This window comes from Clostridium omnivorum, assembly GCF_026012015.1.
GTDB classification, from domain to species: domain Bacteria; phylum Bacillota; class Clostridia; order Clostridiales; family Clostridiaceae; genus Clostridium_AX; species Clostridium_AX omnivorum.
Genome location: NZ_BRXR01000001.1, coordinates 1,600,001 through 1,616,661, shown reverse-complemented (window position 1 = coordinate 1,616,661; position 16,661 = coordinate 1,600,001). Strand labels below are relative to the sequence as shown.

The window sequence follows — 16,661 nt, the reverse complement described above, 5'->3', positions numbered from 1 at the left end:
ATCACCTTGCCAGCTTATGCATGTTCATTAAGGAATCATAGGCTTTAATTCTCATTTCTTCCTCAATGTTTATTTGGTAGGTGTTATTTAGAAGGCTTTCGTATACATCCTCTAAGGTTGTTTTTTTCATATTTATGCAGGTCATAGTATTGCCAGGTACATAAAAGTTTTTATTAGGATTTCTTCTCTTTAATTCATGAAGTACCCCTTCTTCAGTTACTATAAGATAATCCCTGGCTTCACACTTTGAAGCATAGCTTATAATTTCTCCTGTACTGCCTATAAAGTCAGCAAGAGCTCTAACCTCTGCTTCACATTCAGGGTGAACTAAAACCTTTATATCCTTGTTAATGTTTTTAATAGCTTGTACATTTTCTTGTCGAACTTTTTTATGGGTTATACAATAACCGTCCCACAATATGAATTTCTTTTTAGGAAATTGCTCCGCTATATAAGAGCCTAGGTTTTTATCAGGTAAAAATATTATTTCTTCACTATCTATATTGTTAATTATCTTAAGAGCACTAGAGGAGGTTACACAAACATCACACAGTGCCTTTACCTCTGTTGTAGAATTAATATATGCAACTACTGCAGCATTAGGATGTTGTTTTTTTAAGTTTAGCAGAGCTTCAGGTTCAGCCATATCAGCCATAGGGCAGCCCGCATCTAAAACCGGCAGTAGAATATTTTTTTCTGGAGATAGTATTTTAGCACTTTCAGCCATGAATTTAACTCCACAAAAGACTACTGTTGTTTCATTACAGCTTTGCGCTATTTGACTCAAATAGTAAGAGTCTCCTACAGCATCTGCAATATCTTGTACTTCTGGTCTTTGATAGTAGTGTGCTAGTATTATTGCGTTTTTTTCCTTCTTTAATTTTAAAATTTGTTCCTTAATATTAGGACTCATATTAAATCACTTCCGTATTATTTATTGTGTATATACACCTGTAAATAAGTATAACACCATAAAGTATACAAATCAATATAAGTAATACTTGTAAGAATAAGTAATAAATTTTTTACAAAATAATGAAAAAGTGTAGAAAAAATTTTAATATAGCAGTAAAATATTCTGAATGGATTAATTAAGGATTTACATTTGCAATATAGGTATGTATAATTTCAATAGACTTTATTAAAGTTTTTTATTAGTAAATTTTTATATTCGTATTTTAAAAATAGTCTATTTTTGACTAATCTATTATTAGTGTAAAAATATTTGCTGGAAAAGGAGAATCATTGCATAAGATGGAGAATAACAAAATAAAGCTGTACGGATTTAATAATTTAACAAAGTCTTTAAGTTTTAATATCTACGATATTTGTTATACAAGATCTGAAGAAGACCGAAAGAAATATATTGAGTATATTGATGAACAATATAATTCTGAGAGGTTAACTAATATTCTAAAAAAGGTTACAGAGATTATTGGTGCTAGTGTGCTCAATGTAGCAAAACAGGATTATGATCCTCAAGGGGCAAGTGTTACCCTGCTTATATCCGAAGAAGAGGTTCCTTTATATGTTCTTGATCCATCTTGTAATAGAGGAATTTTAACACCTATTCGTGAAAATATTGTGGGGCATTTGGACAAGAGCCATGTAACAGTGCATACCTATCCAGAAAGTCATCCGCAAAATGATATAAGTACTTTCAGGGTAGATATTGATGTCTCAACTTGTGGAACTATATCACCACTAAAGGCTTTAAACTATCTTATTGGAAGCTTTGACTCAGATGTAATTACTATAGATTACAGAGTTAGAGGCTTTACAAGAGACGTAGATGGAGGAAAGCATTTCATAGATCACGACATTAATTCAATACAAAACTTTATAGCAAAAGAAACTATAGATAGATACAATCTAATTGATATGAATATATATCAATCTAATATATTCCATACTAAGATGAAGGTTAAAGATATGAATTTAGATAATTATCTCTTTGAAATAAAAGAAGAGGATTTATCAGAAAATGAGAAGCAGGACATTATAGAAAAGCTTGATAGAGAAATGACAGAGATTTTTTATGGAATTAACGTTCCAAGGGTATAAAAAAATGAGGCTCTAAGCCTCATTTTTTCTATCTAATATTAAATAAGTGTGAGCATATGTATTTTCTTCATCCACAGTACCTTTACGAAGAATATTGGTTTTCCATTGATTTTCATCAAATTCAGGAAAAAAGGTGTCTCCATGAAAGTTTTCATGAATTCTTGTAAGATAAATTCTATCAGCATAGGGGAGTAATTGCTTGAAAATTTCAGCTCCGCCTATTACAAAGTACTCTTCTGGGGCCTCGATATAAGGTTGTAGATCTTTAATATCATATATTACACTAACTTGCTCATCATTAATTTTAAAGTTCTTATTTCTAGTAAGAATTATATGTTTCCTGCCTGGCAGCACCTTTGGAAGAGATTCAAAGGTTTTACGGCCCATAATCATAGTTTTTGAAGAGGTAGAAGTTATATCCTTAAAGAATTTCAAGTCCTCAGGAAGCCTCCAAGGAAGACTGCCGTTTTTGCCAATAACATTATTTTCTGAAATAGCTACTACGAAACTAAGCATTACAGTAACACCGCCTTAAAATCTATATATAAACCATTTTCCTATTAATATATTAATCTATTTATAGTAATAAGTTAAGATAGTAATAGGAGAAGTACCACTTAAATTATAAATTCTATAAAGTATTTCATTACATAAATATTATAAAGTATTCCTAAGTTTTTATACATTTTCTATGAAGCTTTACATTATTGAGTTCCATGCTTGTTAGTGTATAATCCACATGATAAAATTAAATATAGAGGGTACAAGTATAAATATGCAAAATCATTAAATAGGAGTGTAGCATGGATAAGATAGTTATATTTGATATGGACGGAGTTATTATTGACACTGAACCTATATACATGGATATTGATAGAAAAATATTTAAATCCTTAGGAGCAGTAATTACCCCAGAAGAACAGCATTCTTTTGTTGGAATTGCTTCTAATAAAAAATGGACAACTGTAAAGAATAAATGTAATACCGACCTGTCCCTAGAAGAACTTATGTTTAGAGGAAAAGAAGAAAAATTTCAGCATTTAAAAACTATCGAGAGCCTGCAAGCTATTGATGGGATAGAATTATTATTAAAGAGTTTAAAGACTTTAAGGGTAAAGGTATGTATGGGTTCTTCATCGCCAAGAAGAACCATAGAACTTATATTGTCAAAGCTAGGATTAATAAAGTACTTTGATTTTATTGTAAGTGGAGATGAAGTTGCTCATGGTAAGCCAAATCCAGATATATTCTTAAAGTCGTCTAAGCAATTTGGTATAGACCCTTCAAAGTGTATAGTAGTAGAAGATTCAGCAAATGGAGTAATTGCAGCAAAAGCTGGTGGAATGAAATGTGTTGGGTTTAAGAATGAAAATTCTGGTATACAAGATTTAAGCATGGCAGATTTAATAATAGATTGTTTTAGCGAGGAAAATATAAACAAAATTATTAGTTTCATAATTAAATAAGTATTTTAAAGGTGGCAGAGAGAGTAGTTCTCTGCCACCTTATTTTTATATTTTTATGCTTACTTTATATTCCTCAAGCCAAACATTAAGTTGAATAAGATAAGCTATGAGCTGAGGACCTCTCATTAGTTGTCCAAACCAAGGTGCTTTAAAGGAGCTGCCGCCAGTCTCAACTAATTCAGTTACTGCGTTTTGATCTATAAGTTGAAGAATTGGTGAGTTTTTATCCTTTAGTATGCTACCTAGCCACTTTTGAACTAGCATAGTATACTGTGGGTTGTGAGTTTTTGGATAAGGGCTCTTTTTTCTATAAATGATATCTTCAGGAAGCATTCCTTCCAGCGCTTTTCTTAATATACCCTTTTCTCTATCACCGCAGAATTTAATCTGTGAAGGAATGTTGAAGGCATATTCAACTAGCCTGTAATCTGCAAATGGAACTCTAACTTCCAGGCTGTTTGACATACTCATTCTATCTTTTCTATTAAGAAGATTCACCATAAACCATTTAATATTAAGATAGAAAATCTCTCTCATTCTGTAATCTATATCAGATTCTCCGGTAAGATGAGGTACTTCTGCTATAGTTTTACGATATTGTTCTCTAGTATATTCTTCAAGGTCAAGAGATTTTAAATCAGCAGATAATAATTGCTTTCTTGTACCTATAGACTTGGACCATGGGAAAGTATCTGAATTAATGTCTTCTTCTCTTCTAAACCATGGATAACCACCAAATATTTCATCAGCACATTCACCAGAAATTCCTACTGTATTGGACTTTCTGATTTCTTTGCAAAAGAGATAGAGTGAAGAATCTATATCTGCCATTCCTGGTAAATCCCTAGCTTTTACTGAGTTGGCTAAGGCATCAGCTAAATCAGTACTACTGTTAATAATATTGTGATGTATGCTGCCTATATATTTATGAACTTTTAAAGCGTAAATTTTATCAGAGTTTGGCTCAAATTCATTAGCCTTAAAATATAAATCATTATCTTCGTAGTCTATAGAGTAGGTATGAAGCAATTTTCCCTGCTTCCTAAATTCCTCAGCTGCCACAGCAGATATGATACTAGAATCTAATCCGCCAGAAAGGAAAGTACATACTGGAACATCTGCAGTTAATTGCCTTTTAATAGAGTCAGTTAATAATTCTCTAACATGTTCAGCTGTAGTATCTATGTCCTCATCATGTGGCTTTGCACTAGGGCGCCAGTATTCCTTTAATTTTATACCAGCTTTGTCGTAGAGAAGATAGTATGCTGGAGGTACTTCTGATATATCCTGAAGAACACCGCTGCCTAAAGCAGTAGCAGGTCCTAAGGAAAACAACTCTGTTAGGCCCTCACGATTAATTACAGGAGTAACATAAGGATGAGCAAGTAGTGTCTTAATCTCAGATCCAAATATAAGAGAATTATTTTTTATTGTATAAAATAGAGGCTTTACTCCAAGAGGATCTCTAGCCATAAAAACTCTATTTTTAGCCTCATCCCAAATTGCAAAGGCATATATTCCATTGATATGCTTTAGACAGTCTATTCCCCAGTAAATGTAGGAGGTAAGAAGTACTTCAGTATCTGAGTAGGCGTCAAATATGAAACCTTCTGATAAAAGGCATTTTCTTAATTCTTCAGTATTATAAAGTTCGCCATTATAAACAATAACGTACTTTTTAGAACCTACTATCTTAATCATTGGCTGTGCACCGCCTTTAGGGTCAACTACTATAAGTCTTCTGTGGCCCAGAAGAGCATTGGTTGAATAGTAAAAGCCCTCATCATCTGGTCCTCTCTTTTTTAGTGTGTTTGTCATATCTAAAATAACTTTTCTTTGGTAAGAAATATTTTGTTCGAAGTTTATCCATCCTGCTATACCGCACATATTGATTCCTCCATGTTCTTATTTTTCAAAATTCATATTCAATATAATGTATGAATACATATGAAGAGTGGTTACTGTAGAATAAATTGGACGTATTATTGGGAATGATATGTTAGAGAAAGTAGATAAAGAAAATAAAAGTCTTTTTATGACTTTTGCGAGTAAACTTCTGATGAGTATCAGTAAGCTTAGTATACTCAGTGCAATCAGTGAAAGGAGGAAATGAATATGCAAAAGTATGTATGTTTAGTTTGCGGGTATATTTACGATCCAAAAGAAGGAGATCCAGATAACGGGGTACAACCAGGAACAGTTTGGGAAAACGTTCCTGAAGATTGGGTATGTCCGCTTTGTGGAGTAGGTAAGGATCAATTTGAGCCAGTAGAGGAATAAAATGTGAAGAAACAAGCACCCTTCTTATAGCTTTGCTAGCAGAAGGGTGTTTTCATGTACTTTAGAATTATAGTGTTAGTTAAGGCTTTAAAACAACTTTAATACAATTGTCCTGCTTTCCATCAAAAATTTTATAAGCATGTTCTCCTTGATCTAATGGAAGCACGTGGGTTATTATATCCCGTGCATCAAATTTGCCTGTTTTTATAAGATCCAGTATTGGTTCTACATAGGCATGTGCCGGGCATTGACCCATCTTTAAGGTTATATTTCTAGAAAAGAAGTCTCCTAGTGGGAATAGGTTATATTTTGAACCATAAACACCTACTAATACTACTGTTCCACCTTTTCTAACAGCCTGTGATGCTATTTCAATAGCAGACTTGGATCCGCCCTGAAGTTTAAGTACTGTTTCAACTTTTTCTATGCCGGACATCTTTCCGTCCATACCAACACAGTCAACTACTACGTCTGCTCCGCCGCTTGTTATTTCTTTTATGTATTCTCCTGTGTTGTCATGCTTTTCAAAATTAATAATCTCAACACCATTATATTTTTGTGCATGATTTAATCTATAATCTACGCAGTCTACAGCTATTACTCTCTTTGCTCCTCTGAAAATGGCCCATTTAATGGCTAAAAGTCCAACAGGTCCGCAGCCTAGGATAACCACTGTATCCCCTGGTTTTACACCCCCAATATCTACACCCCAATAAGAGGTGGGTAGAATATCGGTTAAGAATAATACTTGCTCATCTGTAAGCTCTTCAGGTACTTTTGTAGGACCAACATTTGCATATGGAACTCTGATATATTGAGCCTGACCACCGTCGTAACCTCCATAAGTGTTGCTGTAGCCCAAAATTGCACCGACTTCTCCATGGGGGTTTGAATTGTCACATTGAGACCATAAGTCATGCTCGCAGTACCAACAATGCCCACAAGAAACAGGAAAGGGAACTATAACTCTATCGCCCTTTTTAACCTTGTGAACTTCACTTCCTGCCTCCTCCACAATCCCCATAGTTTCATGACCTAGTATAAAGCCTTTAGGCATATTAGGTACAAGGCCGTGAATCAGGTGGAGATCCGAGCCGCAAATGGCAGTTGAAGTAACCCTAACAACTATATCGTCATTTTTCTCTATGGTAGGATCTTTTACAGTTTTAACTTGTACGTTTCTAATTCCCTCAAAGCATAGTGCCTTCATAATTAATCAACCTGCCTTTTAAATAAATAATTGCATGTCTGAACTAATAGCATCTTTCAAATATTCTTTAGCATCAATTATTTGGAGTTCTGGAATTAATTCTTCTTCTTTAAAGCCCATAACTTCTACTGAAAGCTTACAACCGTAAAAATTGACACCTTTTTTCCTAGCGCCTTGTAAAAAACGGGTTAAGCTAGGGGTTTCATCATCTTTCATCATTGCTTTAAGCATAGCCTTCCCCATACCACTCATATTCATATTTGATAGAGGTAATTCTTCGGGACCCTTAGGGGTCATCATTCCAAAGAGCTTTTCATATAAACTTTTGTCATCCAAAATAGACTTTTCAGGATCTCTTACTAATAGGAGCCCCCAAAAGGCAAAAAACATAGATACTTCAATATCCATTTCCCTTGCAGAGTTAGCCAGTATTAATGCAGCTAAAGCCTTATCATAGTCTCCGCTGAATACCAGTAGGTTCATCTTTTTATCCACAATTTACCCTCCTTGTACTTCTAAGGTAAGCAAGTATATCAATATTTGTATTTATTATTGCTCTCAAATAACAAATTTATTTTAAGCTTATTACCATTTTTTATTCATAAATAAGTTATTTAAATAAAAAAGCCTTCTAAAAAGAAGACTTTTAAGGATTATTATATTTGGATAAATAATAGTTTTTATTACAAGTAATTTTTTTTAGCATATGGAGCAGGATATCTATTTCTTGAAGAGTGTTGTATAAGCCAAAGCTCACTCTTACCATTCCAGGTCTTGGAGACTTTGGATTTGCAATATAGCTTTTCATTGCTTCTTCAGAGATATTTAGTAGATTTTGGACATAAGGTTGAGCACAAAAGCAGCCTGTTCTTACGGCAATAGCTGCTTCATAGGACAATATTTCAGCTATTGTATTATGATGAAAGCCGTCTATATTAAAGGGAATTATTCCAACCTTCTCGCTGCAATCAATGCTATCTCCATAGATCTCTACTCCGTCAATGTCTCTTAGTCTGTTCAATGTGTATCTGGTTAGTTGTTTTTCGTATTTATCTATTTTACCCATACCAACATTGGTTAGTGTAGCAATTGAAGCAGCTAAAGCTACTACCCCCATTAAATTAGGAGAACCTGCCTCTTCTTTATCTGGAGGGTCATTCCAGCTAACAAATTGATGAGTTACTATTTGCACTGTACCTCCACCTGAATAATCTGGAGGACCGCTTTTAAAAGTTTCTTTTGGACCGATTAAAACTCCTATACCAAATGGTGCATACATCTTATGTGCGGAAAAGGCTAAATAGTCAATGTGGTGGCTATAGTTTTCAGGATTCATGTTAACTGGTACATGGGGGACTAGCTGAGCTCCATCAACAAGTATTTTTGCATTGTATTTATGTGCAAGCTCTGCAACCTTATAAATAGGATTTATATATCCAGTTACATTTGATGCACCAGATACAGTTACCAGTTTTACAAATCCGTCATACTTTTTTAATTTATTCTCTAAATCAGAAAGAGACAGCTTTCCTGAAGCATTTGTTGCAATGTAATCCACTCTGTATTTATCCCTCCAAGGGAGATCATTAGAATGGTGCTCCATGTTTGTGGAGAGTATAACGCATCTTTTATTATTAGTACACAGTCTAAATGATAATTTGTTTATGGCTTCAGTAGTATTTTTTACAAAGATAGCAGTATCACTTTCCAGGTTTGCTCCAACAAAGCTCATTATAATTTTTCTTGCGTTATCATAAAATTCAGAGGAAATTTGAGATTTTAGTCCTTTTCCTCTATGAATTGAAGAATACCAAGGAGCAAAGCTATTTAACTCCTCCATCACCGATTTAAATGGTGGAGTAGTGGCGGCATTGTCAAAATTTACAACTGGTACAAGCTTACCGTTAGATAGAGGTATTTTGGTGTCTGTTCCTATTACTAAATCTCTATAGTTGTTTTCCATTGTTACAGAATTCATAGACTTCACCTTATATTTATTTTTCATACTAATTAGTATATTAACCTCTAAAGGGGGTGTGATAAATATTTGATATTATAGAAAATATCAAATAAATTGGTGGTTATGGATTTGCAAAATTCAAAATTGAAAATATTTAGATATAATATTTATATTAAATATTTCAAGTGGTATACTATAGATGTATATTCTTCTTTGGGAGGTTCAGCAATATGGAGTTAATAAATGGTAGATATAGAATTGTTAAACATATTAAACAGCATAAACTAGTATCAACATACTTAGCAGTTGATATGTTAAATAATCATAGAACAATAGAATTGAATATGCTTAGCTCCGAGTATTTCCCAGAAAGCTTGTTGAAGTATTATTCTAGGGAGTTTGTTAAACTTGCCAATATTGATACTTGTGGTATTGCTAAAGTATATGACTTCGGATTAGTAAAGTTAATGGACAACAAAAAGCTGGACACCATCCAATATTATTTTACCAGCGATAATATAAAAAGTGAGTATAATTTAATTGAAGCTTTGAGAAGTGTAGATGAGAAAGCTTTGTTAAATCTTTTTGTAGATTTGCTGCAGACTATTAATTATCTGCACCTTAGAGGAATGGTGTATGGAGAATTAAACCTAGATAATGCTTATTTGGTTGATAGCGCTGATGGATTCAGAATCATGCTTAAAGATTTGGTTACAGTTGATTATAAAAAATACGACTACTGGACATCTAAAAGTGACATGCTTTTGTATAAATCACCTGAGGTTATGGCGGGACAAGCAGCATCAGCAGCATCAGATATTTATTCTTTAGGAGTATTGTTTATTACCTTACTAGGAAAAGAAGATAAAAGTTCAACTGATCTATATGAAAAAGTTAGAGGAATAAAAATTTCAGCAAATAAAAAATTTAAGGTAAATAGAAGTTATTTTGAATTTGTGGACAAGTTTATTGAGATTGTAGAAAAGATGATTGAAATAAATGTTGAGAATAGGTATAACAATATAGCTGAGATTGTAGAAGATATAAACAGGAAGTTTGATACAAATTTTATTGCGCATAAACAAGAAGAACGAGAAAGAATAAATATAAATACAAAACTAATTGGAAGAGATTATGAAATTAATACTATAGTTAATATATATAATACCATGCTGAAAAATCAATCTGATAAAAAGATTATTTTTGTTCACGGAGAATATGGAGTAGGAAAAACAAAGCTTTTGAAAGAAGCAGAAAGAATAATGTACCTTAGAAATATTAGGGTGTATTCTAGTTTCTCTTTAAATAGCGGTGCTAATAATGTAGAGAAGGCTTACCAGGATATTCTTAGGAAGATTATTTCTGAGTGTGATGAGGAGATTTTAGAGAGATATCAAGCTGATATTATGAAAATAATACCTGAAATAGGTGAGCTGAAAAAGATAGTACCTGTGGAGCCTTTAAGCGGACAAAAGGAAAGAAATAGACTTTTGAATAGTGTAATAGGCCTTATTACGGACTTTCTTGAAAATAGACCAGCGATTTTCATTATTGATAATCTGCACTTATCAAACGATTTTGCAATTAATGTAATAGAACATTTATTTTTAAGAAACAAGAATATAATTTTTATAGTATCCTATTGTGATGGAGAAACAGAAAACAATAAGAGCTTTTTCCAATTGCTCTCAAAACTTAGTGGAAGAAATTATTCTCTTGATATGCCCATACATGGGTTTAGTGTAGAAGAATCAGCAGCTTTAATAAGGGATATACTGTGTATGGATAAAAAGCCTATGAATTTTACATCAAGAGTATACTCTAAAACCTATGGAAATCCTCTATTTATCGAAGAAACAATAAAGAATTTCGTATCACAAAAAGTAATATATGTAGATAAAAAAACAGGAAAGTGGAATTATGATGATTATTATAAGAGTTTCGAGGGAATACCACTTCCAGTAAATATGCAGCAAGCTGTTATGAATCAAATAAAGGGAATTGATGAGCAAAGCTATGAAATATTACGAGTGCTAAGTATTTTTAATTTAGGCTTGTTTTTAGAAAATATTGTAGAGCTTTTAGGAGAAGATCTAAAAGTTGTTGAAGAGCTTACCAAGGGTTTGGAAAACAAGGGGATTCTATGCAAAAAAATTGAAGATAGAGGTTTTGTTTTTGATTTTTGTAATAGAGTACTGAAAAATATTATAAGAGACGGACTAGAAGAAAACTATGAAAGGTTAAAGCATAAAGAAGCAGCTGAAATACTTGAAAGGCAATGTGAAGAAGGAAGGGAATATAGAGAAGAACTAATTTTTCACTTAGAAGAAGCTGGAGAAAAAGAAAAGGTAATAAGATATTGTCTTGAAAATGCCGATAAAATGGAGGCCTTTAAGAATCGAAGAGAAGCTATTAAAAATTTAGAAAAGGCTTTGTCCATGATGGATGAAGAATGCATGGATGAAAGAACTATAAAGCTATTAATTAGAACTGGAGAGCTTTATGAAAGTGAAGGAAGTATAGCTGTTGCTATAAAATACTATGATAAAGCCGAAAAGCTTGCTGCTAAGACGTCTAATTACAAGCTTGAAATAGATTGTTTGAATAAGATAGCAGGGGCTTATTATGTAAAAAATGAATTAAAAAACACGGAAAGATATGTGAAGAGAGTTGAAAAAATACTAAGCAGGCATGGTGCTGAAGCTTATTATTTAGAGGGGTATTTAGAAAGTAAAAGGCTAGAAGCTAACATGTGTGTTGTAAGGCTTGATTATGAAAAAGCAGAGGAAATTTGTAAAAAGTGTATTACTTTATGTGGTAATAATTTTAACAGATTGAAGGGACTTTTTTATAATTGTCTTGGAAATACTTACATGAATACTTCAAAATCAGAAATGTCACTTCAATGCTACAATGAAGGTATAAAGTGTTTTGAGGTGGATAACTATATTAGAGGCACTGTGATGTGTCTAAACAATATAGCCGTAATTTATGGTGACTATTATCAGGATAATGAAAAGTGCATTAGTTATCTTTTAAAAATGAAGGATTTAAGTGAGAGGAATCAAATAATAAACAATGAGATTTTTGCATTATTTAACCTTGGCTGTTCCTACATTTATGAGTGGAAGTATGATCTAGCTTTTGAATACTTCAATGATGCTTTGAAGAAGGCAAAGGATATTGAATTTGAGAGTTCTATTTTTACCTGCTACTGCAACTTAGTTGGGGTAGATTTAAGATTATACAAATTTGATGATGCATATAGCAATCATTTAAATGCCGAAATGGAACTTGAGCTATATCCTGACCATGGCTCAGATATAAATAGTTATTATGGAACTGCCGCAGAGATGTTCTTTCAATTTGGTGAATATGAAAAAGGCAATGAATTTGTTAATAAGTTTTTGGAGCTTAATTATGATGAAGCATATTTACCAAAATGGGATTTGCTTTTAATGTGGAACCAGCAAATGCTATTATTTGAGACTAATAAAGAAAATATAGAAACCTATATAAAAGAAATTAAAAATATATTGCCTAATTATAAGGATTCAAGGGTCAAACTAAATGCATTATATGATATGGCTATAGTATTGTCTAATAAAAAAATCATAGATAAAGCTGAGGCTATTTTTAACGATGCTCAGGCTTTGAGATGCAATAATGTACCCGAGATTATTCAAGCTAAGAAAATATATTTAAAGGGCATATTCGATTCAGGAAAGCGCAAGTTAAATTTATTTAATGAAGCTTTAGAAATGGCAAAAAAAATTGGTGAAAAGAATCTTCAGTATAAAATTTATGAAGCTATAGGAGATTTTTATTTCTTAAAGAAGAATTACTTTTACGCTGTAAATTATTATTTTGAGGCTTGTGAAGTTATAAAAAACTTGGCTGTGCAAATACCTAATGAGTTTAAACTTAATTTTATCAATAATAGAGGATTATTGAGTCCATTTATTAAACTTATGGGAATGAAGGAGTATAATAATTACAACAATGTACACGAAATAAGGGCTGCTTTTAATAAGGTAGAAAGCTTAAAACAATTAAATAGTTTATTTGATTACGAAGATTTTAAAGATATTCTTACTAATAAGTTTTTTATAAAATCAGCAAGAAAAATTTATTCAACAAGCATTTCAAAGAAGCTTAAGGATATAAAGGATGTAATAAAAAACCTTAATTCAGATTCACTTAAAAATCTTAATCTTGTATCAGAGTACCTGGCATCTGCAACTTTAGCTACAAGAAGCGTGATATTAATTGATAACTTAGAAGGAAAGCTTCAAGTTGTAGCTTCAAGTGATGGTGATAACAATATAGTATTAAATAAATACGTTTTTGAAAATGTACGAGCACTAAAGGAACCAGTTTTAATAAATGATAGGACACCGTTTAAAGTAATACCTGAATCCAATATGGTGTCACAAAGTGTAAAAGCTATAATTTGTGTGCCTATATTGATGAATGAGATGGACATTGGAAGAACACAAGAAAAGGAAAGTAAGTTTAAAGTTAGCCATTTACGAGAACAGATAAAGGGATATATATATCTTGAGTCAGATAGAATATTAAATAATTTTAATAAAGAGGGGCTTGAAAGGTGTATAGAAGTAGCTAAGCTTGTAGGCTGCATTATTGAAAAGTATCAGCTTCAGAGAAGTTCTTCTATAGACAAGTTAACAGGTTCATATACAAGAAAGTACATGGAGGAGCTTTTAAGTTATCAGATTGATTTAGCAGAAGAGACAAATGGCATGTTTTCAGTAATAATGCTAGATTTGGATCACTTCAAGCAGGTTAATGATAGATATGGACATCAGACCGGTGATAAGGTACTTAAGGAAACCTGTGAAATTATAAAAAATAATATAAGAAAAGAAGATGTATGCTGCAGGTATGGAGGCGAAGAGTTTATTGTTGTGCTTCCTGACACTGACTCAAAAGAAGCACTTGAGGCAGCTGAAAGAATTAGGGTTCAAGTTGAAGCAGCAAAAATATTAGGAGAGAGTACTCCAGTAACAATTAGTATGGGTATTGCTTCCTATCCAATTCATGCACAGTGGAAGCAAGAATTAATAGAAAAGGCAGACCAAGCTTTATATGTAAGTAAGGAGCTAGGTAGAAATAGGTGTCAAGTATGGAGTAAAGAATTCTCCAATAAAACAAAGGTTACTAATAAGCTAGCTGGAATAGTTTCTGGAAATACAGTTCAGGATTTAAGAAATGTTCTTGCTATGGTAGAAATAATAGAGCTTATAGAGAAGGATATAAGTACAGAAGAAAAGATATATAATTTTTTAGGTAGAACCATAGAAATTACTGAAGCCCAGTACGGTATGCTATTTCTTTTAAAGGATGATAATTTACAAAAAAAGTACACTAGAAAAAATTATGAAGAGGAATGGATTAGTGGAAAGAGCTATAACGCGGAAATATTAAAGAGCGTTATTGAAAAGAAACAAGGAGTATATATGACAGATTGGGATGAAAGTGCCAATTTTGATATTATTACTGGCATGCCAGATTGGCAGTCTATTGTGGCGGTTCCCCTAATAAACTCCGGTCAGGTAAAAGGGGTACTATATCTAACTGTATCTACAAATGCTAAAGAATTTAAATTTGAAGATTTCAACTTTATAAATACTCTGGGAGAGCTTGCTGCATCTCTTGTATAAAATATGCCCTGTAAGCTATTTGTTAGGATATGCTTATAGGGCTTTTATGCTTGGCAATGAGTTAATAAATAAAGATAGCTGCAATGAATAAAAGGAATAAATAAGTTAAATAATGAGATATAATTTTATTAAGGATAAAATAAGAAAAAGGAGAGAACACAATATGGCTATAATTAAAAATCCACAAGAATTCTTAGAAAAAAGCAAAGATATTTTAAATGATATTATGGATACAATAGATAAATTACCTGCAATAAATCTAGAAGATTTTCATGGGGAAAATACAGTTTTTATTATTGTTGATATGATTAATGGATTTGCAAGAGAAGGTGTTTTGAAGAGTGAAAGAGTAGAGGCTCTTATTCCAGAAATTCTAAGGCTCTCAAAGTTATGTGATAAAAGTGGAATTACAAAGATTGCATTTGCAGATAATCATACAGATGACTCTATTGAGTTTGAGGCATACCCAAGCCACTGCATAACCGGTACCTCAGAAAGTGAATTAGTAGCGGAATTGAAAGAAGCTAATGATTATTTGCTAATTCCTAAAAACTCAACAAACGGCTTCTTGGAAAATGCATTTCAGAAATGGATAAGGCAGAATGAGGAAGTGACAAATTTTATAGTAGTTGGAGACTGTACAGATATATGTATAGAACAATTTTCAAAAAGCTTAAAGGCGTATTTTAATTTAAATAATAGAAAATCAAGAGTTATAGTTCCGCTAAATGCTGTGGATACATATGATTTGGAAACTCATTATGCAGACCTCATGGATATAATGGCTTTGTACAGCATGATAATAAATGGAGTAGAGGTAGTAAAAGGTATTAACTAAGGGGGAAGGACTAGGGATTCATCCAGGGCATAGCAAGTAGTCATAATTATTGAAAATGCTGATAGTTGTTAGTGTACGTCTAACATCCTATCAGCATTTTTTTAGTTTATAACAGATATATAAGTAATGGCTTTGGTAATATATAGATATATTGACTAATGTAGGTTTTTGCTTTACCTTTAAAGTGCATTTACAGCATCACTTAGAACTTTTCCAATAGAATCATTAATAACTAAATCAGCTTTGGCATCGGCAGAAGTAGAGCTCTTATTTATAAGTACAAGATTTTTACCTGTAAAATAATTTATAAGACCTGCAGCTGGGTAAACTACAAGTGAAGTTCCTCCAATAATAAGAGTATCAGCTTTAGAAATTGCAGCTACAGCTCCCGTAATTACAGTATCATCTAAGCTTTCCTCATAAAGTACTACATCAGGCTTAACAGTTCCACCACATTTTCTACAAGTAGGAACTCCTTCTGATTCTAAAATATATTTAGCATCATAAAATTCATGACATTTTACACAATAATTTCTGTGAACAGATCCATGAAGTTCAAAAACATTTTTAGAACCTGCAGCTTGGTGAAGACCATCTATATTTTGTGTTACTATAGCCTTTAATTTTCTCATTTCTTCAAGTTTAGCTAAAGCTAAATGACCAGCGTTAGGTCTAGCTTCTGGATATATAAGTTTAGCTTTGTAAAACTTGTAAAACTCTTCAGGGTATCTAATATAAAATGAATGTGATACTAGTTGTTCAGGAGTAAATGTAACATTAAGTTTTTCATTAAATAGCCCAGTTGAACTTCTGAAGTCTGGAATTTTAGATTCAGTACTAACACCAGCGCCACCGAAAAAAACAATATTGCTACTTGTTTTTAAAATCTGAATTAGCTTTTCTATTTCATTACTCATAAAACCATCTCCAAATATTTAATAAGTTTATTATGGCACAAATGATAAAAAATGAAAATATTATAATAGCATTGGTAAGAGGTTAAGGGAAGTATTAATGAAGTAGATTATATACTTATCCTAGTGTATCAATATGCGAAAATTGAAGATAATTGTAGGTATTTTGATTATCATCATAATAATTTAGGTATACTGACTATTTTAATCTAGTATGCCTAAATTATTATGGTATTATATAAAAC

General features: G+C 32.3%; 12 protein-coding genes. 5 read left to right on the top strand and 7 right to left on the bottom strand.

Translation table 11 applies throughout. The features are described from left to right. Window position 1 precedes the first annotated feature (1 nt). Window positions 2-913: a quinolinate synthase NadA gene (nadA, locus tag bsdE14_RS07415; RefSeq protein ID WP_264849293.1), complete on the bottom strand. Its 912-nt coding sequence runs from the start codon at window positions 911-913 to the stop codon at window positions 2-4. 341 nt (window positions 914-1,254) lie between these two features. Between nadA and speD the strand changes: the two genes are divergently transcribed. Continuing rightward, entirely contained in the window at window positions 1,255-2,064 is an 810-nt protein-coding gene (speD, locus tag bsdE14_RS07410; RefSeq protein ID WP_264849292.1) for an adenosylmethionine decarboxylase, read from the top strand. A 12-nt stretch (window positions 2,065-2,076) separates the two neighbouring features. Here speD and bsdE14_RS07405 read toward each other — a convergent pair whose 3' ends face one another. Beyond that, a complete protein-coding gene (locus bsdE14_RS07405) occupies window positions 2,077-2,580 on the bottom strand; it encodes a dihydrofolate reductase (RefSeq protein WP_264849291.1) in 504 nt (167 codons plus the stop codon). 287 nt (window positions 2,581-2,867) lie between these two features. On the opposite strand from bsdE14_RS07405, the gene bsdE14_RS07400 reads away from it, so the two are divergent. Then, window positions 2,868-3,530, top strand: a complete 663-nt coding sequence (locus bsdE14_RS07400; protein ID WP_264849290.1) for an HAD family hydrolase — start codon at window positions 2,868-2,870, stop codon at window positions 3,528-3,530. 45 nt (window positions 3,531-3,575) lie between these two features. On the opposite strand, the gene asnB is transcribed toward bsdE14_RS07400, so the two are convergent. Next, window positions 3,576-5,417: an asparagine synthase (glutamine-hydrolyzing) gene (gene asnB, locus bsdE14_RS07395; protein ID WP_264849289.1), complete on the bottom strand. Its 1,842-nt coding sequence runs from the start codon at window positions 5,415-5,417 to the stop codon at window positions 3,576-3,578. A gap of 228 nt (window positions 5,418-5,645) precedes the next feature. Here asnB and rd point away from each other — a divergent pair, with 228 nt between their 5' ends. Then, entirely contained in the window at window positions 5,646-5,810 is a 165-nt protein-coding gene (rd, locus tag bsdE14_RS07390; protein ID WP_264849288.1) for a rubredoxin, read from the top strand. A gap of 79 nt (window positions 5,811-5,889) precedes the next feature. On the opposite strand, the gene bsdE14_RS07385 is transcribed toward rd, so the two are convergent. The 3 genes from bsdE14_RS07385 to bsdE14_RS07375 all read right to left on the bottom strand — a co-directional run bounded on the left by bsdE14_RS07385 (window position 5,890) and on the right by bsdE14_RS07375 (window position 8,998). Then, complete coding sequence (locus bsdE14_RS07385; protein ID WP_264849287.1) at window positions 5,890-7,020, bottom strand: zinc-dependent alcohol dehydrogenase; 1,131 nt, start codon at window positions 7,018-7,020, stop codon at window positions 5,890-5,892. Window positions 7,021-7,038: 18 nt separating this feature from the next. Beyond that, a complete protein-coding gene (locus bsdE14_RS07380) occupies window positions 7,039-7,515 on the bottom strand; it encodes a DsrE/DsrF/DrsH-like family protein (protein WP_264849286.1) in 477 nt (158 codons plus the stop codon). Window positions 7,516-7,666: 151 nt separating this feature from the next. Next, entirely contained in the window at window positions 7,667-8,998 is a 1,332-nt protein-coding gene (locus tag bsdE14_RS07375; RefSeq protein WP_435382436.1) for an aminotransferase class V-fold PLP-dependent enzyme, read from the bottom strand. Window positions 8,999-9,210: 212 nt separating this feature from the next. On the opposite strand from bsdE14_RS07375, the gene bsdE14_RS07370 reads away from it, so the two are divergent. Continuing rightward, the gene (locus bsdE14_RS07370) at window positions 9,211-14,664 is read left to right on the top strand and encodes a diguanylate cyclase (RefSeq protein ID WP_264849285.1); all 5,454 of its coding nucleotides are present in this window, start codon (window positions 9,211-9,213) and stop codon (window positions 14,662-14,664) included. A gap of 163 nt (window positions 14,665-14,827) precedes the next feature. Beyond that, window positions 14,828-15,502 (top strand): cysteine hydrolase family protein, encoded by a 675-nt coding sequence (locus bsdE14_RS07365; protein WP_264849284.1) that lies wholly within the window; start codon window positions 14,828-14,830, stop codon window positions 15,500-15,502. 179 nt (window positions 15,503-15,681) lie between these two features. On the opposite strand, the gene bsdE14_RS07360 is transcribed toward bsdE14_RS07365, so the two are convergent. Further along, window positions 15,682-16,419, bottom strand: coding sequence for an NAD-dependent protein deacylase (locus tag bsdE14_RS07360; protein WP_264849283.1), 738 nt, complete (start codon window positions 16,417-16,419; stop codon window positions 15,682-15,684). Window positions 16,420-16,661: the final 242 nt, after the last annotated feature.

What these genes read in the sequence shown, in the direction of transcription:
- nadA (WP_264849293.1), bottom strand. Translation starts at nt 913, where the DNA reads ATGAGTCCTAATATTAAGGAACAAATTTTAAAATTAAAGAAGGAAAAA.
- speD (WP_264849292.1), top strand. Translation starts at nt 1,255, where the DNA reads ATGGAGAATAACAAAATAAAGCTGTACGGATTTAATAATTTAACAAAG.
- bsdE14_RS07405 (WP_264849291.1), bottom strand. Translation starts at nt 2,580, where the DNA reads ATGCTTAGTTTCGTAGTAGCTATTTCAGAAAATAATGTTATTGGCAAA.
- bsdE14_RS07400 (WP_264849290.1), top strand. Translation starts at nt 2,868, where the DNA reads ATGGATAAGATAGTTATATTTGATATGGACGGAGTTATTATTGACACT.
- asnB (WP_264849289.1), bottom strand. Translation starts at nt 5,417, where the DNA reads ATGTGCGGTATAGCAGGATGGATAAACTTCGAACAAAATATTTCTTAC.
- rd (WP_264849288.1), top strand. Translation starts at nt 5,646, where the DNA reads ATGCAAAAGTATGTATGTTTAGTTTGCGGGTATATTTACGATCCAAAA.
- bsdE14_RS07385 (WP_264849287.1), bottom strand. Translation starts at nt 7,020, where the DNA reads ATGAAGGCACTATGCTTTGAGGGAATTAGAAACGTACAAGTTAAAACT.
- bsdE14_RS07375 (WP_435382436.1), bottom strand. Translation starts at nt 8,998, where the DNA reads ATGAATTCTGTAACAATGGAAAACAACTATAGAGATTTAGTAATAGGA.
- bsdE14_RS07370 (WP_264849285.1), top strand. Translation starts at nt 9,211, where the DNA reads ATGGAGTTAATAAATGGTAGATATAGAATTGTTAAACATATTAAACAG.
- bsdE14_RS07365 (WP_264849284.1), top strand. Translation starts at nt 14,828, where the DNA reads ATGGCTATAATTAAAAATCCACAAGAATTCTTAGAAAAAAGCAAAGAT.
- bsdE14_RS07360 (WP_264849283.1), bottom strand. Translation starts at nt 16,419, where the DNA reads ATGAGTAATGAAATAGAAAAGCTAATTCAGATTTTAAAAACAAGTAGC.